Here is a 20,671-nt window from a genome sequence, read left to right as displayed (position 1 = left end):
CGGCCCGGCGGACGGTAGGGTCCCGCCCATGACGAGACGGGCAGCGGGCGGGCGCAGGTCGGCGCGGAGGGGACCGGGTGCGGTCGGTCGGGTGCTCGCAGGAGCCGTCGTGTGCGCGGTCGGTGCCGGGGTGCTCGTCGGCTGTGCCGGGGACGCCGTGCCCGTGAAGGGCTGGGGCTACCCGGACGAGTCCGACTGTGGTGAGCCCAAGCCGGGCCTGGTGCCGGGGGCGATCGACGTGCCGGTCGGCTGACCTGCACCGACGTGGTGCGCGAGGCGGGACTCGAACCCGCACGTCCGAAGACACCAGGACCTAAACCTGGCGCGGCTGCCAATTACGCCACTCGCGCGCCCGCACAGTCTACGGGCGCGCGAGGGGTGCGTCGTTCGTCGGCTCGCCGGGTGGGGCACCGGCCCTGACCGGGGCGCTCGGCGACCGCCCCGGACGCCCCGGTCGCCGACGGGCGGCCTACTTCTTGGGGTCGAGGCCCAGGTCGCGGCGCAGCTTGGCGACGTGGCCCGTGGCCTTGACGTTGTACTGCGCGAGCGCGACCTTGCCCTCGGGGTCGACGACGACGGTCGAGCGGATCACGCCCGTCACGGTCTTGCCGTAGAGCTTCTTCTCGCCCCACGCGCCGTAGGCCTCGAGCGTCGCCTTGGACTCGTCGGACGCGAGGGGGAACGTCAGCAGCTCCTCCTCGGCGAACTTCACGAGCTTGGGCAGCGGGTCCGGCGAGATGCCGACGACCTGGTAGCCCGCGCCCTGGAGCGAGGCGAGGGAGTCGCGGAAGTCGCACGCCTCCTTGGTGCAGCCGGGCGTCGACGCGGCCGGGTAGAAGTAGACGATCACGGAGCTGCCGCGCAGCTCGGAGAGCGTCACGGAGCCGCCGTCGGCGGTCGGGAGGGTGAAGTCGGGGGCGTCGTCTCCGACGGCAAGGCGCGTGCTCATGGGACTCCTCGGGAAGCGTTCACGGATCCCTCCGAGCGTAGAGGACACCGGTAGCGTGGTGGGCGTGAGCACGACGAACCCCAGCACCAGCGACAGCCCGGCGCCCGAGCCGACCCCCACCCCGCGTGAGCGCGCCTCCGGGAGCCCGGCGGCGCCGTCGGGCAGCACGCCCGAGCGCCTGCCGCTGCGCATGCTGCACGACCGCCTCCTCGTCCTGCCCGAGGTCGACGCGTCCGAGCGGCAGTCGTCCGCGGGGCTCGTGATCCCCGCCACGGCCGTGGGGCCCAAGCGGCTCGCGTGGGCGCAGGTCGTCGCGACCGGGGAGAACGTCCGGCACGTGCGCCGCGGGGACCGCGTGCTGTTCGACCCCGAGGAGCGCGCCGAGGTCGAGCTGGGCGGCAAGAGCTACGTGCTGCTGCGCGAGAAGGACGTGAGCGCCGTCTCGCAGCCCGAGGAGAGCGACGGCAAGACCGGGCTGTACCTGTAGGTCCGGGGGCGAGGAGAGGCCGGGCGCACCCTGCACGAGGGCGGTTGTCGTGCAGGTCACAGGCCCGCCCGGCCTCCTGATTTGTCTCTACCGGGCCTGTTCAGTAGTGTTTCTTCTCGCGCGCCATTAGCTCAATTGGCAGAGCAGCTGACTCTTAATCAGCGGGTTCATGGTTCGAGTCCATGATGGCGCACCACGATCACGGCCCCGGAGACGGGGTCGTCGTGACGTCCGACCAGCACCACCGCACCACCCAGCAGTGCCAGCGCGCCATTAGCTCAATTGGCAGAGCAGCTGACTCTTAATCAGCGGGTTCATGGTTCGAGTCCATGATGGCGCACCACACGAAGGCCCCTCACCTGCGGAGACGCGGGGAGGGGCCTTCGGCGTTCCCGCCCGCCGCCGCGCGGCCGGCCCCCTCACGCCCTTCCTTGCAGGCCGCTGGTGAGACCCGTTTCACACCCCGTCCGTCGTCGGCTATGGTCACCGGTGTGAACCTGCTCACCGCGCACACCTGGTGGCCCGACCACTGACGGTCGGACGCTGTGGCGTGCTGACCGAGCCCGACGACGGGCGGTCCAGCAGGTCTCCCGGAGTGGATCGCCCGGAACGTGCCCCCGCACGTGCCCATCCACGAAGGAGAGTCCCTTGACGACGTCCCCCGTCTCCACCCCCGCGGCGCCCTCGGCCCCCGCGACCCCGACCGCGCGCTCGCTCGAGCCGCTCGGTGTCGAGATCCCCTCCACCGTCCCGACCCACTGGTACAACCTCAACGCGGACCTGCCCGAGCCCGTGCCGCCGCACCTGCACCCCGGCACGCTCGAGCCGCTCGTGCCCGCGGACCTGGCTCCGCTGTTCCCCATGGCGCTCATCGAGCAGGAGGTCAGCACCGAGCGCTACATCGAGATCCCGCAGACGATCCGTGAGATCTATGCGATGTGGAGGCCCGCGCCGCTCATCCGCGCGCACCGCCTCGAGCGCGAGCTCGGCACGCGCGCCCGCATCTACTACAAGTACGAGGGCGTGAGCCCGGTCGGCTCGCACAAGCCGAACACGGCGATCGCGCAGGCGTACTACAACGCGATCGAGGGCACGACGCGGCTCACGACCGAGACGGGCGCGGGGCAGTGGGGGGCCTCGCTCTCGATGGCCGCGGCCCTGCTCGGCCTGACGTGCGAGGTGTGGCAGGTACGTGCGTCGTACGACTCCAAGCCGTACCGCCGCTTCCAGATGGAGGCGTACGGGGGCGTGTGCCACTCGTCGCCCTCGGAGCTGACGGCGTCGGGGCGTGCGATCCTCGCGAGCGACCCAGACACCACGGGCTCGCTCGGCATGGCGATCAGCGAGGCCGTCGAGGTCGCGGCGCAGGACCCGCAGGCGCACTACTCGCTCGGCAGCGTGCTCAACCACGTGATGCTGCACCAGACGGTCATCGGGCAGGAGGCCCTGGTCCAGCTCGAGGAGGCGGGCGAGACGGGCGCGGACGTCGTGTTCGGCTGTGCGGGCGGCGGGTCGAACCTCGCGGGGCTCACGTTCCCGTTCCTGGGGCGCAACCTGCGCGAGGGCACGACGACGCGGCTCGTCGCGTGCGAGCCCGCGGCCTGCCCGTCTCTCACCCAGGGCGAGTACCGCTACGACCACGGTGACGTCGCGGGGCTCACGCCGCTGCTCAAGATGCACACGCTCGGCAAGGACTTCGTGCCGCCCGCCATCCACGCGGGCGGCCTGCGCTACCACGGCATGTCGCCCATGGTGTCGCACGCCGTGAACCTGGGGCTCATGGACGCGGTCGCGATCGACCAGGACGAGGCGTTCCGGGCGGGGCTCGAGTTCGCCCGGTCCGAGGGCATCATCCCGGCGCCCGAGTCGACGCACGCGGTCGCCGCGGCGATCGCCTACGCGCGCACGGTCACGGAGCCCGAGGTCGTCGTGATCGGGCTCTCGGGCAACGGCCAGCTCGACCTGCCGGCGTACGCGCAGTACGTGTGACGTCGTCGGGCAGCGAGCGCTCGGGCGGGGCCGCCCGTTCCGCCCTCGCTGCCGCCGGCGCCGTCGAGGCGTAGCCCCCGCGCGTGAGGCGGGCCTCCAGGAGGTCCGCCTCACGCGCGCCCGGGGTCCGCCCCGGGGCCCGCCTAGACTTGTCGGGTGCCCGAGACCCTCGACGAAGCCCGCGAGCAGGGCTTCCGTACCGACATCGTGTCCTTCGTCCGTCGCAGCGGCCGCCTCAACCCCCGCCAGCAGCGCGCGTGGGACGAGCACGCCGCGCAGCTCGTCGTCGACGTCCCGCGCGCGGAGGCCCGGACCTCCGTGGACCCCGCCTACGTGCTCGACGTCGCCGCGACGTTCGGTCGCGAGGCTCCGCTCGTGGTCGAGGTCGGGTCGGGCCTGGGCGAGGCCGTGGTCCACGCGGCCGAGGCGACCCCGGAGAGTGACTTCCTGGCCGTCGAGGTCTACACGCCCGGGCTCGCGCAGACCGTGCTGCGGGCGACCCAGCGCGGGCTGACGAACGTGCGCCTGCTGCAGGCCAACGCGGCCGAGGTGCTCACCACGACGCTCCCCGAGGGATCGGTCGACGAGCTGTGGGTCTTCTTCCCGGACCCGTGGCACAAGGCCCGGCACCACAAGCGTCGCCTCGTCACGCCCTCGCTCGCGGAGCTCGCTGCGCGCGCGATCCGCCCCGGCGGCACGTGGCGGCTCGCGACCGACTGGGCCGAGTACGCCGACCAGATGCTCGAGGTCATCGGAGCGAACCCGTCGTTCGTCAACGTCCACGGGGTCGGGGCGGTCGCGCCGCGCTTCGAGGGGCGCGTGCGCACGAGCTTCGAGGGCAAGGGGCACGCCGCGGGCCGCTCCATCACGGACCTGGAGTTCCGCCGGGTCTGAGTGCGGCTCGGGCCGGTCCGGCAGGGTGCGCTCCCGCCGAGAAGTGAGCGGCCGCCCCTGACCGGCGCCGATCAGGGGCGGGAATGCGCTTCTCGGCGAGGGGCCGCGCGACCTAGGCTCCGGTCATGCCTACGACCTCCCTGCCCGACGGCGCCGCCCACCCCGGTCAGCCGGCTCCCGTCCTGGTCGTGACGGGGGCCATGGCCTCCGGGAAGTCGACCGTCGCCGAGGCCCTGGCCCGCTCGTTCCCGCTCGCGGCGCACGTGCGCGGCGACATGTTCCGGCGCTTCGTCGTGAGCGGCCAGGCCTCGATGGACCCGCCGCTCTCGCCCGCTGCGCGCGCCCAGCTCGACCTGCGGCAGTCCCTCGCGGCGCACGCCGCGGACACCTACGCGGCCGCGGGGATCACCGCCGTGGTCCAGGACATCCTCCTGGGGCCCGACCTGGCCCGGTTCACGGCGAGCCTGCGCACCCGGCCGCGCTACGCCGTCGTGCTGACGCCCGACGCGGCGACCCTCGCGGCGCGCGACGCCGCCCGGCACAAGCAGGCCTACGGTGCCTGGACCCCCGAGGAGTTCGCCGAGGCCGCTCGCGAGACCCCGGGCGGGCTGCGCCTCGACACGACGGGGTGGACCGTCGCCGAGACGGTCGCGCAGATCCTCGACCGTCTCGACGAGGCGCGCGTCGCCTGAGCGGCCGGCAGCCGAGCTGGCCGCCCCCGTCGCTCGGCGACCCGAACGCCCGTCGCTCGGCGACCCGAACGCCCGTCGCTCGGCGAGCCGACCGCCCGACGCGCAGCCCCGCGCCCTCCGGGTCACGATGGGAGGCATGAGCAGCAGCGACCCCCGGACCCAGGCCACCCCCGACGAGACGTTCGACGTGATCGTGATCGGCGGTGGGCCCGTCGGCGAGAACGCGGCCGACCGCGCGAGCCGCACGGGCCTGAGCGTGGCCGTCGTCGAGGCCGAGCTCGTCGGCGGCGAGTGCTCCTACTGGGCGTGCATGCCGTCCAAGGCGCTGCTGCGCCCCGGAGCAGCGCTCGCGGCCGCGCGCGCCGTGCCGGGCGTCGAGGCGAGCCCCACGCTCGACCCCGCCCCGATCCTGGCGCGCCGCGACGAGATGGTCTCGCACTGGGACGACTCGGGTCAGGTCCAGTGGCTCGACGGCGCCGGTATCTCGCTCGTGCGCGGCCTGGGGCGCCTGGTCGGGCCGAGGCTCGTCGAGGTCAGCCCCGAGGACCCCGACGCCGACGTCGACGACCTCCCCGCGACCCGGCTGCTCGCGGCGCGGCACGCCGTGATCGTCGCGACGGGCAGCGTGCCCGTCCTGCCCGACACTCCCGGCCTCGCCGAGACCGACCCGTGGAGCAGCCGCGAGGCGACGAGCGTGCAGGACGTCCCGGCCTCGCTGGTCGTGATCGGCGGGGGAGTCGTGGGGGTCGAGATGGCCACGGCCTTCACCGACCTCGGGTCGAAGGTCACGCTGCTCTCGCGCGGCCGTCTGCTCGGGCGCTCGGAGCCCTTCGCGAGCGAGGCCGTCGCGGCGGGCCTGCGGGCGATCGGGGTGGACGTCCGGCTGGGGGTCAGCGTCACGGGAGCGACGTCCCTGCCCGACGGCCGAGCGCGCCTCGCGTACGACGGCCCCCAGGGCAGGGGATCGGTCGCGGGCGCGCAGGTGCTCGTCGCGACCGGTCGGGTGCCGCGCACGGGGGACCTGGGGGTCGAGGCGGTCGGGCTCGAACCCGGGAAGGGGCTCGCGGTCGACGACCAGCTCGAGGTCCAGGGCGTCGAGGGCGGCTGGCTCTTCGCGTGCGGCGACGTGACGGGACGGGTCGCGACCACGCACCAGGGCAAGTACGAGGGCAGGGTCGTCGGCGACGTGGTCGCGGCGCGGTTCGGGAAGGTCCGGCCCGAGGAGGCACGGGCCGCGGGGGCGAGCGGCTCGGCGGGCGAGGCCCCCGAGCCCTGGAGCCGCTATGCCGCGACCGCGGACCACGGAGCCAAGACGCAGGTGGTGTTCACGCGTCCCGAGGTCGCGTCCGTGGGGCTGACCGAGGCCGAGGCGAAGAAGGCGGGCCTGCCGGTCCGTGCGGTGTCCTACAAGCTCGGGTCGGTGTCCGGGGCCGTGCTCGTGGCCGAGGGCTACGAGGGGACCGCGCAGATCGTGGTCGACACCGAGCGCCAGGTGATCGTGGGCGCGACGTTCGTGGGCCCGGACGCGGCGGAGATGCTGCACGCCGCGACCATCGCGATCGTCGGGCAGGTGCCGCTTGCACGCTTGTGGCACGCTGTGCCCGCCTACCCGACGATCAGCGAGGTCTGGCTACGGCTGCTCGAGACCTACGGCTTGTGACCGTCTGCCGCGAGCAGCCGCCTACTCGTCAGCCGAGCTGGCCGTCCGAGGAGAACACGAGGCCGAGAACGATCTCGCCCTGCAGGAGGGCGGCCTTGGTCAGCGGGCCGCCCACGTCGAGGTTGACGAAGTTGGTGATGTTCAGCCCGTACTTCTCCTCGAGACCGGGCTCGCAGAACGCGCGCTCGGGGCACTCGGGCCCGGCCCCCAGCGTGATGCCCCCGGGGCAGGCCTCGGCGAGCTCGCTCAGCGTCGAGACGTCGTGCTCCTCGGCGAAGGCCGTCGTGACGGCGAACGCGTTCTGGTCCTGGGCCGACGACGGCTCGCCGAACGTCAGGCCCTTCTGCGCACCGAGCTCACGCAGGGCCGCGACCGTGGTGTCCAGGTCGCCGCTCGCGAGGGGTTCGGCGTCGGGGCCGTTGATCTCCTTGTTGAGGAACTCGGTGAGCGTGCCCACGTACTCGGGGAACACGCTCAGCTGGCCCGACTCGAGCGCGGGCAGGTACGTCTCGCGCGCGTCGACGGTCTGCACCGTGACGTCGTACCCGCCCGAGCGCAGCACGGCCGCGTAGATCTCCGCGAGCGTCGTGCTCTCGGAGAAGTTCGCGGCCCCCACGACCAGGGACGTGCCCGTCCCCGGGGTGTCCTGGGCCGCGAGGCCCTCGTCCTCGACGAACTTCTGGGCCACCTGGGAAGAGGTCTGCCGCTCGACGTCGACGGCCTTGTTGAGCGCGATGAGCTTGTCGGTCGTCAGGGCCGCGGACACGGTGTCGAGGAGCTCGAGGACCGCGGGCTGGTTCGCCACCGCGGCGGCGTTCGCCGCAGGGATGATGTTGTCGACCGTCTGGAGGTGCTTGTCGTCCTCCAGGACGACGAGCGCGTCGCCCGCGACCGGTTCGCACGCGGCGCCGCTCGCTGTGGACGTCGAACCGCCGGAGGTGTTCCCTCCGGTACCGGAGGAGCCGGCCTCGCCGCACGCCGCGAGGGCCAGGACGAGGAGGGCGGAAGCGGACAGGGTGCGAAGGGTGGTGGATCGCCGTGACATGTGTGTCGGGGCCTCTCGATCGTCGGCTCGCACGGACAACCCATTCCACCCCCGGCGCCGGAGACCGGCAACCCGAGCGACGCCTCAGCGCAAGGTCCCGGCCCTGGTCCGCAGAGGCGCGGGGGTCACGGCACGCTGGACCAGTGCCAGGACGGCGTCCACGACCAGGCACAGGACCGCGATCACGACGCCCACGGCGAGCACCTGCCCGTACCGCTGGTTGGAGAAGCCGACCCGCAGCGGGACCCCGAGCCCCCCGCCCCCCACGAACGCCGCGAGGGTCAGCACCGCGATGACCTGCACGATCGCGGTGCGCAGACCCGCCGCGATCAAGGGCACGGCGAGCGGCACCTCGACGAGCCACAGCGAGCGCTGCGACGACATGCCCATGCCTCGCGCGGCGTCCTTGACGTCGGGGTCGACCTCGGCGACGCCCGTGTAGGCGTTCGCGAGGATGAGCGGGATCGCGAAGATCACGGCCGAGATGACCGCCGCACGGTTCCCGAACAACCCGCCCGCCGCGAGGATGAGCAGGATCCCGAAGGTCGGGAGAGCGCGCGAGGTGTTCACGACCACGATGGTCGGCCCGGCCCCGCGCCCGGAGTGCCCGAGCCAGATGCCGACGGGCAGCGCGACGAGCGCCGCGAGGAGGACCGCGACGGCTGTCATCTCGAGGTGCTCCCCGGTGCGGACCAGGAGCCCGTCCGGCCCGGTCCAGTTGAGGGGGTCGTTGAGCCACGTCAGGGCCTGCTCGACGACGTTCATGCGTCCCGCACCGCCGTCCGGTCCCGCGGTTCCAGCGGTTCCCGCGACTCGGGTCCCGTGGTCGCGCCCGCGGCGCCGGCCGCCGGCCGGGAGCCGGTCCTCGACGAGGTGCCCCGCGTGCGGGACCAGGGCGTCAGCGCCCGCCCCAGGAGCAGCAGGAGGAGGTCGAGCACGACGGCCAGGAGCAGGCACAGGAGGGTCGCGGTCATGATTTGGGCGTTGTAGCTCGAGCGGAAGCCTCGGAACATGAGCGTGCCGAGCCCGCCGTACCCCGCGACGAACCCGACGGTCACCAGGGCCACGGTCGAGACCGTCGCGAGGCGCACCCCGGTCATGATGCTCGGGAGCGCGTTGGGCATCTCGACCGAGGCCAGCAGACGGGTCGAGCCGTAGCCCAGGCCCCTGGCGGCGTCGCGGACGTCCGGGTCCACGCCCTGGAGACCCACGAGGATGTTGCGCACCAGGATCAGCAGGGCGTACATGACCAGGCCGATGAGCACGGGCGTCCGCCCGATCCCGGTGAACGGGACGAGGATCGAGAACAGGGCGAGGGACGGGATGGTGTACATGACGCCCGTCATGCCGAGCACGGGCACGGCCAGCCAGCGCACGCGGTGCGCGAGAGCCGCGAGCGGCAGCGCGATCACGAGCGCGATGAGCACGGCCTCGAGGGTGATCGTCGTGTGCTCGACGAGCGCCTGGGAGATCTCTCCCCAGTTGTTCTGGACGTAGCTCCACGAGAACCACGGGTTGGGTGGCATGCCGTCGAACCTATCCCGAGCCGCCCACCGCTCGCGCGACGACGTGGGGCGCCCGGTAGCGTCGGGGCATGGCGAGCTCCACGACAGGCACCAGCGAGGCGACCGCAGCGTTCCCGACCATCACCGACGAGGCGGCCATCGTGTTCGACGGCGTCCGCAAGGAGTACCCCAACGGCACGGTCGCGGTGGGCGACCTCTCGCTGAGCGTCCGTGAGCACGAGATGCTCGCGCTCGTCGGGCCGTCGGGCTGCGGGAAGTCCACGACGCTGCGCATGACGAACCGGCTCGTCGAACCCTCGGCCGGGCGCATCCTGCTGCGCGGCGAGGACATCACGCAGGGCGACCCCGTGGCGCTGCGCCGCAGGATCGGGTACGTCATCCAGAACGTCGGCCTGTTCCCTCACCGGACCGTGGCCCAGAACGTCGCGACCGTGCCCGGGCTGCTCGGCTGGGACAAGGCGCGGACCAGGGCGCGGGTCGGCGAGCTGCTCGAGCTCGTCGGCCTGGCCCCCGACACCTACGCCAAGCGCTACCCGCACGAGCTGTCCGGGGGCGAGCGGCAGCGGGTGGGAGTCGCCCGCGCGCTCGCGACCGACCCGCCCGTCCTGCTCATGGACGAGCCCTTCGGGGCGGTCGACCCCGCGGGGCGGCGTCGCCTCCAGACCGAGTTCCGGCGCATCCAGCGCGAGCTCGGGACCACGGTCCTGTTCGTGACCCACGACATCGACGAGGCCGTCCACCTCGGCGACCGGATCGCGGTCTTCAGCTTCGGAGGGCGTCTCGAACAGCTCGCCGAGCCGCTGACCGTCCTCGCGCACCCCGCGAGCGACGCGGTCCGCGAGTTCATCGGCGAGGGGGCGCCCGTCCGGATGCTCGGCCTGGCCACGGTGCAGCAGGGCGACCTCGACGGCGCCGAGCTGATCTCGGCCCCCGCTCCCGAGCCCATCCGGCTCGGCGCCCCGCTGACCGAGGCGTTCGAGGCCATCGCGGCCCTGCCCGGGTCCGCCATGGGCAGGGTGCCCGTCGCGGACGAGGCGGGCGACGTCGTCGGCTCCTTCACCGCGGACGGGATCCTCGCCGCCCTGCGGCGCACAGCCGATGCCGCCGCGGTCTAGCGGCGCGACGCAGATCTCACCCGGTCCCACGTGTTCAGTGAGCCCAGGGCGTCTAGGCTCTTGTGGGTGACCACCACCTCGCGCATCGCCGTCGCCACCTGCTCCGTCCTGCCGCACCTCGACCCCGACGACGCTCCGCTCGTCGGTGCCCTCGCCGCACGGGGCATCGAGGCAGTGCCCTCGGTGTGGGACGACGAGACGGTCGACTGGACCTCGTTCGACGCGGTCGTCGTGCGCTCCGCCTGGGACTACGCGCCGCGCCGCGACGAGTTCGTCGAGTGGGCCGAGCGCGCCGGCCGGGTGCTCAACCCCGCTGCGGTCATCAGCTGGAACACCGACAAGCGCTACCTGCGCGAGCTCGAGGAGCAGGGCGTGCCGGTCATCCCGACGCTCTGGCTCGACCCGAGCCAGAACCTGTCGTCGCGTGCCATCCACACGCGCCTGCCCGCGCAGGGCGACTTCGTCATCAAGCCCGTCGTGAGCGCCGGGGCCAAGGACACCGGGCGCTACCAGTCGGGCGAGGCCCACTCGCGCGGCCTCGCGATCCAGCACGCCAAGAACCTGCTGGTCTCGGGGCGCCAGGTCATGGTCCAGCCCTACGTCCGCAGCGTCGACACGGCCGGCGAGACCGGCCTGGTCTTCATCGACGGCGAGTTCTCGCACGCGGTGCGCAAGAACGCGCTCCTCACCGGGCCGCACCGGCCCACCCAGGGCCTGTACAAGCAGGAGGAGATGAGCCGCTTCGAGGCGAGCCCCGAGCAGCTCGAGGTCGCGCAGCAGGCGCTCGCGGTCGCGGCGAAGGCGGTCCCGGGTCAGGAGCCCAACCTCTACGCACGCGTCGACCTGGTGGGTGGGGACGACGGCGCACCCATGGTCATCGAGGTCGAGCTCACCGAGCCGTCGCTGTTCTTCTCGCTCGGCAAGGGGTCGCTCGACCGGTTCGCCGACGCGGTCGCACAGCGGCTCGTCGCGGCGCCCACGGCCTGACGGCCCGACGCCGACGCGGTGACGATCCCCGCGACAGCAGGCCCCCGGGCCCGGACGTGATGAAGGGCCGACGAGCTGGTGCTCGTCGGCCCTTCACCATGCCGGGAGAATCTGCCGGGTGATCTGCCGTGCGGGTCGTGCTGGTCGTGCGGTGGAGAAGGTCCGAGATCAGACCTTGGCGACCTCAGGGGTGGTCGTCGAGGGACCGGCGGCCAGGGCAGGAACTGCTCCGATGCGGCGCAGTGCGTAGCCGAGGAGGCCGAACAGGACACCGAGGCCCATGACCAGAGCGCTGACTCCGTAGGAGACGACCGAGGTGAAGAGCGAGGCGCGGAGGAACGAGCCGTTCATGACGGTCGCACGGGCCGGGTCCTCCTTGTCGAGCTCGGCGTAGGTCTTGCCTTCAGAGGCGGCCAGCGCGTGCTTGTTGATGACCTCGGCCTGTGCGTACGCGGTGAACGGGCCGCGGACCTGGGAGCCACCGAACATCGAGGCGTCCTCGGAGACGGTGATCTTCTCGGCCGCGAGCTGCGAGGAGATGGTGGCCCAGGTGGCTGCGCCGGCGAGCAGCAGCACGAGGCCTGCGATCATCGTGACGAGGCCGATGAGACGGACGGACCGGGCGGGACCAGCGGTGCTGGTGCTCATGGTGTGACTCCCAGAGGAAGAGGTCGGACGACCTGTGACGGAGGAACGGAAAGGGCCGATCTTCGGTGCGAACCCGGGGCTGGGAGCGCTTCGATATGTTGACCCTAACGTGCTTGTGAATGCCTTCACAAGCTTGAGAATGTGGCCTCTGTCACGCGGAGATGACAGATTGTCAACGAGAGGAAGTGTGATCCGACGAGGCCCGTCGGGGCGTAGTGCCGAAGGGTTCGGAGGGGCGGGACCAAGGTCCCGACGGCCCTCGACGGAGCGCCTGCCCATGACGACGGAGCACCGACAGGAGGCGGACGGATGACCGACGAGGAGCACGACCTCACGGCCGAGCTCGAGGTGGTCGAGGCCGACTGGGGGAGGGCGATCGTCGACAACGACGCCGACGCGATCGGCCGCTTCACCACCGACGACTGGCAGATCGTCGGAGAGGACGGCATCACGTCCCGCGAGACCTTCCTGGCCCTCGTCCGCTCAGGCGATCTCACGCACGAGACGATGAGCAAGATCACCGGCAGCGTGCGAGGCCTGGGGGACGTCGCCGTCCTCACCGGGCGCGGCACCACCACCGGCCGCTATCGCGGGCAGGCGTTCAGCTCCGACGAGTGGGTCACCGACGTGTTCGTCCGAGGCGCCGACGGGTGGCGGTGCGCCCACACGCACCTCACGACCGCGCGCGACGGGTCCTGACCCTCCTCGCCGCACGCGACCGCCCACGGTGCGCGGCGCCGTCGGGCCTACGGGGTCCAGTCCGGGCGCAGCGGGAAGTCCGCCGCCCCACCTGGCTCCGGACGGACCGCGAGGACCTGGTGCAGCTGGATCTCGTTGCGCTCGAACGCGAGCCGCGACCCCGCCATGTACACGCCCCACACGCGGGCCGTGCCGATCCCGACGTCGGCCACGCACTCGTCCCAGTGCCGCGTGAGGTTCGCACCCCACTCGCGCAGCGTCATCGCATAGTGCTCGCGCAGGTTCTCCGCGTGCCGCACCTCGAGACCCACGTCCTGCATGGTCGAGATGATCCGGCCCGATCCCGTGAGCTCCCCGTCCGGGAAGACGTACCGGTCGATGAAGCCGCCCGCGCGGGGGCGGGCGGTGTTGGTCGGGCGCGTGATCGAGTGGTTGAGCAGGCGCCCGCCGTCACGCAGGCGACCCTGGAGGAACGTGAAGTACGAGCGGTAGTTGGCGACCCCGATGTGCTCGGTGAGCCCGATCGAGCTCACGGCGTCGAAACCGCCCTCCGTGACGTCCCGGTAGTCGGCGTAGCGGACCTCGGCGAGGTCCGCGAGACCCTCGGCCTCGATCCGCGCCTGCGCCCACTCGGACTGCTGGCGCGACAACGTGACCCCGAGGGCCCGGACGCCCGAGCGGGCCGCGTGCCGGACCATGCCGCCCCAGCCGCAGCCCACGTCGAGCAGGCGCATGCCCGGGTGCAGGCCCAGCTTGCCCGCGACGAGCGCGTACTTGTGCTCCTGCGCCTCCTCGAGCGTCGACTGCGGGGTGGGGAAGCACGCGCACGTGTACGTCATGGACGGCCCCAGGACGCGCTCGTAGAACGCGTTCGAGACGTCGTAGTGGTGGCTGATCGCGTCGGCGTCGCGACGGCGCGAGTGACGCAGGCCCTCGGTGAGCCGGCGTAGCCGCGACAGGTGCTCCTCGGGCGGAGGATCGGGCGGGCGCAGGACCCCCAGGCCCAGCCCACGAGCGATCCGTGCGGCCTCGGCCGCGCTCGGACGACGCAGCCGCAACCCGTCCGCGGCCGCCTTGAGCAGCGGGTACGGGTCGCCTGCCGGTACCCCGTCGACCTGGAGGTCGCCCGCGACGTACGCCCGCCCCAGCCCCAGCCCGCCCGGGGCCGTCGCGACGTAGCGCAGGCCGCGCTCGTTGGCCAGGTGGACGTGGAACGGGGCGTCCGCAGGCCCCGCGCTCGACCCGTCGTACGCGGTGAACCCGAACGGGAGCGGGCCGTCGGCCAGCTGGTCCAGGACGTCGGCCACTGCGATCTGCGTCATGCTCCCTGCACCGCCTTCTCGTAGAGCGTGGGCGTGCGCCCCGCCGGGTCGTAGCGGTCCTTGACGGCCGCGTAGTCGAGGCCGCCGTAGAGGGTGTCGAACGTCTCGCGGCCGTACGTCGACGTCGAGTAGAGCGACTTGTGCCCGTGCCGGACGGCGACCGCCATCTCGATCTGACGGTTCACGTCGCCGTCGTGCGCCCCTTCGGCGATCGGGACCCCGCCCCAGAACCCCACGTTGACGTACACGCGGTGCGGTTCGAGGGGGTACAGGGGCCACGGCTCGGGCGACGCGAGCCGCAACGGGCACAGCCACACCGGGGACATGGGGACGTGGCCCGTGAACCACGCCATGAAGCTCTCGACCTGGTCGAGCGGCACCTCGACGTCCTGGACCACGCGCTCGTTGCGCGGCCGGTGCCGCAGGTCGGCGAGGTGGCCGGTCAGGTCCAGGCGCTCGTCGAGGCCCACGATCCTGCGGTAGACGTCGGAGCGCCGCCAGCGCCGCGGCCACAACCTGCGCACGAGCGGGTTCTGCACCCCGAACGCGCGCGAGCACCAGAACCAGTCGGTGTCCCAGCGCCACAGGTAGTCCTGCGTGCGCAGGACGTCGATCGACCGCTCGCGCAGCGACAGGTAGTAGATCTTCTGGCCCGTGTAGTCGCTCGGGGCGGGAGCGAGCGTGCGGGCCTCCTCGCCCGCCACGAACCTGCCCAGGCACAGGTACACCTCGCCCGGGTCGAACAGCACGCCGTCGCAGAAGTCGACCTGCTCGCCGTCCCACGACCCGTCCGCCGCGATCTTGCCGATCGCGGCCGCAACCTCGGCGACCGAACCGAAGCGCTCGTTGCGGACCGCGACGAACGGCTCGGTGCGGTCCAGCCGCAGCCTCGCACGCGTCGCGTACCCGAGCGTGCCGTAGGAGTTGGGAAACGCGCGGAAGAGGTCGGCGTGCTCGCCCGTGGGCGTGGCCGTGACGACCTCGCCCGCGGGCGTCAGGACGTCGAGCTCGAGGACCGCCTCGTGAGGCAGGCCGTTGCGCAGGGAGCTCGACTCGATGCCCAGGCCCGCCAGCGCCCCGCCGACCGTGATCGTGCGCAGCTGCGGGACGACGGTCGGCACGAGGCCGTGCGGGAGGGTCTCGGCGACCAGGTCCTCGTACGTGCACATGCCCTGGACGTCGGCCGTACCCGCCTCGGGGTCGATCGAGACGACGCCCGTCAGGCCCGACGCGTCGAGGCCCGGCCCGTCCGACGGACGTCTGGGACGGAAGAGGTTCGTGGTCCTCTTGGCCAGGCGCAAGGGGCGGCCTGGCTCGACGGCGGCGGCGGAGCGGACCAGCGTGGCCACGGCCTCGGCGTGCTGGTGCTCACCACGGACGGCAACGTTCGCGGGGGCTGACACCTCACCCACTGTAGGTGGGGCTGGCGAGGTCGCCACCGGTGAGCGGAATCACACCCGTCGCCCGTGCGGGGCGGGGGCCGTCCGGAACGAGAAGAGGCCCCTCGCGCGAACGCGAGGGGCCTCTCTCCGTGGGGTGAGTAACGGGACTTGAACCCGATGCTGGAGAAGGGGTATATTCGCAGGTCAGAGGCCATAAACTGGGCTTCGGTGGCTCTTCATCCATCAGGCGACAGAACGGCAGGAATTCAACGGTCTGAGGTTGCGTGATGTAGGCGCGCCTACAGGCCCACGCGCCGTTGGGCCTACCGGACGTGCCAGGTGACGGACCGGGGCGTGTGAGCTCGCATTGCCCTAGCGTGGGCCTGGTGCTGCCAGAGCAGATTGCCGTTGCCCGCCCGGTGGCCGCCGCGCTCGTCGGCTTGTCTGACCGTGAGCTCAAGCGTGCGATCGATGCCGGCGAGATCGAGGCGCACTACCGGGGGCGCAAGTGCCTTGTCGACGTCGAGGACCTGCGCGCCTGGTACAAGGCGCTTCCGACGGAGCGCCGTGACCTATGAGCACATTTCGCCCCTGCTCCCGCTAGGCTCCCCGCATGGCAGGGGAGTGGACGATCCGTGAGCTCGCGCGCGAGGCCGGGGTGTCGCGTAAGAGCGTCTGGGCCTGGGTCGCGGAGCAGGGCTGGGAGCGGCGCGCATCGGGCCCGTGGATCCTCGACGACGAACAGGCGCGGCTCGTGCTCGAGCGGTTCGAGCAGACCGCACCGCTGCGCACACCGCGCGAGCCTGTGCCGTGCGACGTCGAGGGCTGCGAGCGTCCGCGGGCCGGGCTGCAGGACGTGTGCAAGATGCACTACCAACGACGCGCACGGACTGGCAGCACCGAGCGGTCGTCAGGCGGGGACTGGCAGACCGCCAAGACCCGCTGCCCCCAGGGGCACGAGTACACGCCCGAGAACATCTATCGCTTCCCGTCCGATGCCGGTAAGCGGCGGCGATGCCGGACCTGCCGGATCGCCCAGTCCTCGCGGCCGCGCCCTACCGCCTGACGACGGCGCCGGCCCAGACCCACGCCGTGTCGGGGTGACCGAATCGGTCCATGTAGCTGATGTGCACGGCGCGCTTGGTCCAGGCGATCGCGTCGGCGTCGATCTCGAACTCGTCCCCCTGCATCGTCACGATCACACCCAGACCGGTATCGGTTGGGCCAAGTGTCATCGCTCGCCTCGTCGATTCAAGACGATTTCATCCAAAGTGGAGCACTTGTGCTATTTTGTCGCCACGGCCGTCTCGCGCCGATCACGCAACGATGGAGTTACGCATGACTACGCGCAAAATTTGGACCTTCCTGGTGACGCTGAGCCTTCTCGGCGCCACCGCGACAGCTGCTTCCGCGAGCAGCGAAATCACGACGCCCGACCCTGTGGACCAGAGCTCGCTCGACATCGTGGAGTGGGACCAGAGTCTCGGCAGCTTCTCAGATGACCCCGCCTCCACTCCGATGGAAGTTGTTGGCTCGTGGAACGGCAGCAACCCCATCCAGTCGCGTCGAGTGGTTGTCGGCTGTGTTCAGGCACCAGGTTGGATCGGCTCCGAGCAGTGCATCTTCCTCTCGGGCGACGGCAACCTCTATGTGAACCAGCTCAAGAGCGGGTACGTTACGACCGAGGCGAAGAACGTCTGCGGTGCGACGGCGCAGTTCCGCTACAAGGGCCAGTTCGCCATCAACTACACGACCAAGGAGGTCTCAGGTGGCGCGAGTTGTGGGTGGCTGCAGCGGGAAGTCTCGACCTATCCGCAGATGTCGATGAGTGCGGGCACGACCGCATGTGCTCGTCAGAAGAACGACGCGACGGGCCAGGCTTGGACTACATGGGCATGCGTGAACATCTTCTGACCGAGCGCGAGGCTCCTCGCGCTCAGGTTGGAAAGCGAACCGATCGGACGATTCCGCTCGTGAGTCTGGGTGTGGCGGGAGTCATCTACGTCCTCGCTAACTTCCCTGGCTCGATGAACACCCATGCGGCATGGTTCGCCCTTCTCGCATACCTGATGGTTGGGTTCCTCTCCGGACTCGTCCAGCCCGGCCGGAACCTCTTCACCTACATCGGCGCGCTTCAGATCGCGATAGCCGGAGTACTAGCGCTCGTGCCAGTGTCAAGAATCTGGCTGGGTCCTCTCTTTGCGGCGGGTTGTCTTTGCGTCGTATCGGCAATTCTTGCTCGGGACCGGGTCGCCCTGCTGTGGGGACTCGGCGCGGCGGTCATGGGGATCGCATCGTGGTGCTACCTGCTCGACGGTCGATTGTCGTTTGAGAACAAGGTCGTCTCAAGCGTTCTGATCGCGATTGGATCACTCGTGGTCCTTAGTTGGGCAGTACGGCTTGTCCGACGGCGGTAGTTCGTTGCATGCCAATAGTTATTGCCGAGTAGCGGAATGGACAGCGATCGACGCCGCGCTTGAGCAGACGCGAGCGCTATAAGGCGCCCCGCCCTCCTTCGGGAGGGCGGGGCTTCGTCGGGCTCGGGTCAGGCGAGGTCGTCGGGGCGGTACATCGCGGCAAGGTCGGAGCCGTCGAGCTGCACGCCATAGTGCCAGCCGTCATCGCGCTGCTCGACGTAGACGACGGTGCCGCCCTGGCCATCGACCGTCGTCACGTGGTCGCCGCGCTCGAGCACGCCGGGCGGCGCGCTGGACGTCGGGGGCGGGGTGGACGACAGGCCGAGGTGGCGCAGCCAGGCGTCGATGGCGGGGATCGCCATGATCCGGGCCAGGGCCGCGGAGACCGCGGCGAGGACCGCGGCCGCGCCGACGACCCACGCGAGCCAGCTCGCGGGCAGATGGTCGCCGAGTTCCTCGGACAGGATGCTCGCCACGATCGGGGCGACGAGCCCCACGACGAGGACGACGGAGATGACGGTCTGGACCGCGGTGCGCCGGGATGCGCGCACCGGGTAGGCCAGTTGGGTCGAGGCGGTCACTAGCTGCCCTTCTGGTTGGTGCGGACGAGGGTGCCGGTGTCGGCGAGGTCCTGCAGGACGGTGACGGCCTTGCCGGCGCGCCAGATGTTGACGGTGGTCCAGACCTTGACGGGGATCGCGGCGATGGCGTCGAGGGCCGTGGTGACGGCCTTCTGGGTGGCGGTCCCGGTCTGGTGGGCGGCGGTCACGGCCTCCTGGACGGCGGTGACTGCCTTCTGGGTGGTGGCGGCGGCCTGGAGGATGGCGGCGCCGATCTGGACGACGCCGGAGTAGTGGACGCCTCCGATCCTCGAGCCCTCGATGAGGACTGCCTTGATCGATGCGACGTCTTCGAGGATGCGGGCCTGCTCGCTGTCGGTGAGTGCCATGAAGGGTCCCTTCGTCGGTGCGGGTTCGCCCACGTGCTGGTCGCGCGTGGGGTCGTACACGAGGTGCCAGGGCTCCTGGATGGAGCCTCGGCCTTCGGTGTCGGTCCAGCCGTGCTCGGCGAGGATCGGGAAGGTGGCGGTGCGTCGCGGGTAGTCGAACTGGCCGATGAGTCCGTAGTCGTCGACGTCGACGGCGATGCCCCAGCCGTGGTTGGAGGTGCCGGGGATCGCGGCGGCGGCACCTCGGACGCGCACGTAGCGCACGTTCTTGTACCAGCGCACGTCGTTGTAGGGCCCGGTGCCGGTGGTCTGGGGTTCGTAGCGTTCGAAGAAGAACGTCTCTTGCTCGGCGAGGGTGCGGTTCCAGCCGCGGACGAACAGCGTGATGCCGGTGCGCCCGATGACTGCGGCGCGCGCCCGGTTCCACGACAATGCGGCGTCGAGCCGCAGCTGCGCCTCGGGCTGCCCGTCCAGGGGCGCGAGGAGCTCGGGTGGGACCGAGCCGTTCGGGTAGGTGATGACCATGAGGTTGCCTCCTGGCATGACGAAGGCCCCGACGTCGTGCGTGTCGGGGCCCGGGGTGGGGTTGGTCAGTCGGTGGGGGTGAGGTGGTCGTCCAGGCGTTTGGCCAGGACGGCGTGCTCGCGGCGCTGTTCGGCGTCGCGGCCTTCCATGCGTTCGTCGAGCCGGGCGAGGGCGTCGGTCTGCTGGCGCTGGGTGTGACGGATCCCGCCGATCTCGGAGTCGTGCCGCTTCTGCCCGTCCTCGAGGCGGCCTTGGCCGGCAGCGACGTCGCGGAGCGTGTCGTGCACGGCGGTGAGCTCGTCGCGCAGGTTCGGGTACTCCGCGTCGGCGTGCTCGTTGGCCGTCTGCTCGCGAGCTTCACGCGCGTCGCGCCCGATCCGGTCGAGCTTGACCTTCCCGAGGATCACCGCGATGCACGCACCCAGGGTCGTGATGAGCTGGACCGCGATGGCGTCACTCACCCGCGCTCACCCGGCCATCGTGATCGGCGTCGCGGTCACCACGAGCCGGTTCAGGCGTCCGTCGGTGGCCATCTGCGCGGTGCCGCCCGACGACCCGCCCCGCACCCCGAGCGTGATCCCCGGCGAGACGCCAGCGGGGATAAGGCCGTAGTTCGTGACGGACTGGGATGCCCCAGTCCCGGCGACGAAACGGGCGAGGACGTCGTCACCTCCGCGGATGCGGATGTCGAGGTCGACGGTGCCGGTGACGGCGCCGTAAGCGGTGCCCCAGCACTGGACCTGCCGGTCGTAGGGCCGGGCCGGCAGCGAGCTCGTGATCATCGTGGAGTACTGGTCCTTGGTGACCGTGAGCAGCGTCCCGAGGCTGTAGGTCTGCTCGATGGTCTCGACCTCGTTGAACGGGACCAGGTCGGCACCGTTGTGCTTGTAGAAGACCCCGCCGATGTCGAAGTACATCGGGCGCGAGCTCGAGACGGTCTCGCCTGCGGCGACCGCGGTGGTGACGGCCAGGCGTGCTGCGGCGACGGACGCGGCGCGGGTGATGACTCCGGCCGTGGCGAACGCGGTGTGCAGGCCGGGCAGGAGCGGGTCGTCGGGGTCGGGGACGGTGGTGCCGCGGTAGTCGGTGTGGCTCATGCCGTCACCTCCGCGGGCGGGGTCCAGGCCGCGACGGCCGTGGTGATCGCGGTGTCGGGGACGCCGGTGGTGTCCACGGTCCCGGCCTCGGACACGCGGATGTCGGCGACGACGGCCATCGCGACGGCCCGGATCAGGGCGTCGGTCGCCGGCTTGTCCGCGAGCTGGGCGGCGAACGTCGCCCTCGTGCGGAACACGTCGTCACCGGTCGCGGCCCGCGCCGCGCGGTACAGGTCCGACGTGGACCACGGCGTGCCATCAGGGGCCAGTGGCTGGTCAGTCATGGGT

General features: G+C 71.5%; 26 protein-coding genes and 3 tRNA genes. 15 read left to right on the top strand and 14 right to left on the bottom strand.

From position 1 onward, the window contains the following. Positions 1-28: 28 nt before the first annotated feature. Complete coding sequence (locus ASE15_RS20775; protein ID WP_157277165.1) at positions 29-253, top strand: hypothetical protein; 225 nt, start codon at positions 29-31, stop codon at positions 251-253. Positions 254-265: 12 nt separating this feature from the next. Here the strand turns inward: ASE15_RS20775 and ASE15_RS06755 are convergent. Next, positions 266-350 (bottom strand) — tRNA-Leu (locus ASE15_RS06755). Between the two features lie 119 nt (positions 351-469). Continuing rightward, positions 470-949 carry a thioredoxin-dependent thiol peroxidase gene (bcp, locus tag ASE15_RS06750; protein WP_056762353.1) on the bottom strand — a complete coding sequence of 160 codons (480 nt, stop codon included), beginning with the start codon at positions 947-949 and terminating at the stop codon, positions 470-472. Positions 950-1,139: 190 nt separating this feature from the next. Here bcp and ASE15_RS06745 point away from each other — a divergent pair, with 190 nt between their 5' ends. The 7 genes from ASE15_RS06745 to ASE15_RS06715 all read left to right on the top strand — a co-directional run bounded on the left by ASE15_RS06745 (position 1,140) and on the right by ASE15_RS06715 (position 6,671). Next, positions 1,140-1,436, top strand: coding sequence for a co-chaperone GroES (locus ASE15_RS06745; protein ID WP_056648953.1), 297 nt, complete (start codon positions 1,140-1,142; stop codon positions 1,434-1,436). Positions 1,437-1,556: 120 nt separating this feature from the next. Next, a tRNA-Lys gene (locus ASE15_RS06740) sits at positions 1,557-1,632 on the top strand. 71 nt (positions 1,633-1,703) lie between these two features. Beyond that, positions 1,704-1,779: transfer RNA gene (locus tag ASE15_RS06735), tRNA-Lys, on the top strand. Positions 1,780-2,171: 392 nt separating this feature from the next. After that, positions 2,172-3,425 carry a TrpB-like pyridoxal phosphate-dependent enzyme gene (locus ASE15_RS06730; RefSeq protein ID WP_235534284.1) on the top strand — a complete coding sequence of 418 codons (1,254 nt, stop codon included), beginning with the start codon at positions 2,172-2,174 and terminating at the stop codon, positions 3,423-3,425. Positions 3,426-3,581: 156 nt separating this feature from the next. Then, complete coding sequence (gene trmB / locus ASE15_RS06725) at positions 3,582-4,319, top strand: tRNA (guanosine(46)-N7)-methyltransferase TrmB (RefSeq protein ID WP_082618259.1); 738 nt, start codon at positions 3,582-3,584, stop codon at positions 4,317-4,319. A gap of 125 nt (positions 4,320-4,444) precedes the next feature. Further along, on the top strand, positions 4,445-5,011 hold the full coding sequence (locus ASE15_RS06720) for an AAA family ATPase (RefSeq protein ID WP_056762348.1): 567 nt from the start codon (positions 4,445-4,447) through the stop codon (positions 5,009-5,011). Positions 5,012-5,147: 136 nt separating this feature from the next. Beyond that, positions 5,148-6,671 carry an NAD(P)/FAD-dependent oxidoreductase gene (locus tag ASE15_RS06715; RefSeq protein ID WP_056762346.1) on the top strand — a complete coding sequence of 508 codons (1,524 nt, stop codon included), beginning with the start codon at positions 5,148-5,150 and terminating at the stop codon, positions 6,669-6,671. A 28-nt stretch (positions 6,672-6,699) separates the two neighbouring features. On the opposite strand, the gene ASE15_RS06710 is transcribed toward ASE15_RS06715, so the two are convergent. The 3 genes from ASE15_RS06710 to ASE15_RS06700 form a co-directional block, all read right to left on the bottom strand. Then, positions 6,700-7,716 carry a glycine betaine ABC transporter substrate-binding protein gene (locus ASE15_RS06710; RefSeq protein ID WP_056648492.1) on the bottom strand — a complete coding sequence of 339 codons (1,017 nt, stop codon included), beginning with the start codon at positions 7,714-7,716 and terminating at the stop codon, positions 6,700-6,702. 84 nt (positions 7,717-7,800) lie between these two features. Continuing rightward, positions 7,801-8,481 (bottom strand): ABC transporter permease, encoded by a 681-nt coding sequence (locus ASE15_RS06705; RefSeq protein ID WP_056648494.1) that lies wholly within the window; start codon positions 8,479-8,481, stop codon positions 7,801-7,803. After that, the gene (locus ASE15_RS06700; protein WP_082618258.1) at positions 8,478-9,242 is read right to left on the bottom strand and encodes an ABC transporter permease; all 765 of its coding nucleotides are present in this window, start codon (positions 9,240-9,242) and stop codon (positions 8,478-8,480) included. Before ASE15_RS06700 ends, ASE15_RS06705 begins: the two co-directional genes overlap by 4 nt. 68 nt (positions 9,243-9,310) lie before the next feature. Between ASE15_RS06700 and ASE15_RS06695 the strand changes: the two genes are divergently transcribed. Then, positions 9,311-10,357: an ABC transporter ATP-binding protein gene (locus ASE15_RS06695; RefSeq protein ID WP_056648495.1), complete on the top strand. Its 1,047-nt coding sequence runs from the start codon at positions 9,311-9,313 to the stop codon at positions 10,355-10,357. 66 nt (positions 10,358-10,423) lie between these two features. Next, a complete protein-coding gene (locus tag ASE15_RS06690) occupies positions 10,424-11,344 on the top strand; it encodes a RimK family alpha-L-glutamate ligase (protein WP_056648497.1) in 921 nt (306 codons plus the stop codon). 168 nt (positions 11,345-11,512) lie between these two features. Here ASE15_RS06690 and ASE15_RS06685 read toward each other — a convergent pair whose 3' ends face one another. After that, positions 11,513-11,992, bottom strand: coding sequence for a hypothetical protein (locus ASE15_RS06685; protein ID WP_056762344.1), 480 nt, complete (start codon positions 11,990-11,992; stop codon positions 11,513-11,515). A 309-nt stretch (positions 11,993-12,301) separates the two neighbouring features. Here ASE15_RS06685 and ASE15_RS06680 point away from each other — a divergent pair, with 309 nt between their 5' ends. Then, entirely contained in the window at positions 12,302-12,691 is a 390-nt protein-coding gene (locus ASE15_RS06680) for a nuclear transport factor 2 family protein (RefSeq protein ID WP_056648501.1), read from the top strand. Positions 12,692-12,738: 47 nt separating this feature from the next. Here the strand turns inward: ASE15_RS06680 and ASE15_RS06675 are convergent, their stop codons facing one another. Together ASE15_RS06675 and ASE15_RS06670 are read right to left on the bottom strand one after the other, a co-directional pair. Then, positions 12,739-14,013 carry a class I SAM-dependent methyltransferase gene (locus tag ASE15_RS06675; protein WP_056762342.1) on the bottom strand — a complete coding sequence of 425 codons (1,275 nt, stop codon included), beginning with the start codon at positions 14,011-14,013 and terminating at the stop codon, positions 12,739-12,741. Next, a complete protein-coding gene (locus ASE15_RS06670; protein WP_056762679.1) occupies positions 14,010-15,416 on the bottom strand; it encodes an FAD-binding oxidoreductase in 1,407 nt (468 codons plus the stop codon). Before ASE15_RS06670 ends, ASE15_RS06675 begins: the two co-directional genes overlap by 4 nt. A 365-nt stretch (positions 15,417-15,781) precedes the next feature. Between ASE15_RS06670 and ASE15_RS06665 the strand changes: the two genes are divergently transcribed. Both ASE15_RS06665 and ASE15_RS06660 read left to right on the top strand, forming a co-directional pair. Next, positions 15,782-15,973 carry a helix-turn-helix domain-containing protein gene (locus tag ASE15_RS06665; RefSeq protein WP_162259124.1) on the top strand — a complete coding sequence of 64 codons (192 nt, stop codon included), beginning with the start codon at positions 15,782-15,784 and terminating at the stop codon, positions 15,971-15,973. A gap of 35 nt (positions 15,974-16,008) precedes the next feature. Then, positions 16,009-16,461 (top strand): hypothetical protein, encoded by a 453-nt coding sequence (locus ASE15_RS06660; RefSeq protein ID WP_056762339.1) that lies wholly within the window; start codon positions 16,009-16,011, stop codon positions 16,459-16,461. On the opposite strand, the gene ASE15_RS20770 is transcribed toward ASE15_RS06660, so the two are convergent. Next, positions 16,451-16,630, bottom strand: a complete 180-nt coding sequence (locus ASE15_RS20770; protein WP_157277163.1) for a hypothetical protein — start codon at positions 16,628-16,630, stop codon at positions 16,451-16,453. The genes ASE15_RS06660 and ASE15_RS20770 overlap by 11 nt on opposite strands. A 103-nt stretch (positions 16,631-16,733) precedes the next feature. On the opposite strand from ASE15_RS20770, the gene ASE15_RS06655 reads away from it, so the two are divergent. Both ASE15_RS06655 and ASE15_RS06650 read left to right on the top strand, forming a co-directional pair. Beyond that, positions 16,734-17,309 (top strand): hypothetical protein, encoded by a 576-nt coding sequence (locus ASE15_RS06655; protein WP_056762337.1) that lies wholly within the window; start codon positions 16,734-16,736, stop codon positions 17,307-17,309. Next, a complete protein-coding gene (locus ASE15_RS06650; protein WP_235534211.1) occupies positions 17,285-17,812 on the top strand; it encodes a hypothetical protein in 528 nt (175 codons plus the stop codon). The genes ASE15_RS06655 and ASE15_RS06650 overlap by 25 nt, the downstream gene beginning before the upstream one ends. Before the next feature lie 128 nt (positions 17,813-17,940). Here the strand turns inward: ASE15_RS06650 and ASE15_RS06645 are convergent, their stop codons facing one another. From ASE15_RS06645 to ASE15_RS06625, 5 genes are all read right to left on the bottom strand, one after another. Next, complete coding sequence (locus ASE15_RS06645) at positions 17,941-18,393, bottom strand: hypothetical protein (protein WP_056762333.1); 453 nt, start codon at positions 18,391-18,393, stop codon at positions 17,941-17,943. Next, positions 18,393-19,286 carry a M15 family metallopeptidase gene (locus ASE15_RS06640; RefSeq protein ID WP_056762332.1) on the bottom strand — a complete coding sequence of 298 codons (894 nt, stop codon included), beginning with the start codon at positions 19,284-19,286 and terminating at the stop codon, positions 18,393-18,395. Before ASE15_RS06640 ends, ASE15_RS06645 begins: the two co-directional genes overlap by 1 nt. A 65-nt stretch (positions 19,287-19,351) precedes the next feature. Beyond that, positions 19,352-19,747, bottom strand: a complete 396-nt coding sequence (locus tag ASE15_RS06635) for a hypothetical protein (protein ID WP_056762330.1) — start codon at positions 19,745-19,747, stop codon at positions 19,352-19,354. 6 nt (positions 19,748-19,753) lie between these two features. After that, a complete protein-coding gene (locus tag ASE15_RS06630; RefSeq protein ID WP_056762328.1) occupies positions 19,754-20,383 on the bottom strand; it encodes a hypothetical protein in 630 nt (209 codons plus the stop codon). Further along, positions 20,380-20,667 carry a hypothetical protein gene (locus tag ASE15_RS06625; RefSeq protein WP_056762326.1) on the bottom strand — a complete coding sequence of 96 codons (288 nt, stop codon included), beginning with the start codon at positions 20,665-20,667 and terminating at the stop codon, positions 20,380-20,382. Before ASE15_RS06625 ends, ASE15_RS06630 begins: the two co-directional genes overlap by 4 nt. Between the last annotated feature and the right edge of the window lie 4 nt (positions 20,668-20,671).

It is taken from the genome of Oerskovia sp. Root22, from assembly GCF_001429135.1.
Lineage (GTDB): Bacteria > Actinomycetota > Actinomycetes > Actinomycetales > Cellulomonadaceae > Oerskovia > Oerskovia enterophila.
Note: the sequence above shows the minus strand (reverse complement) of the source record. Positions and strands in the feature narration are given on the sequence as shown.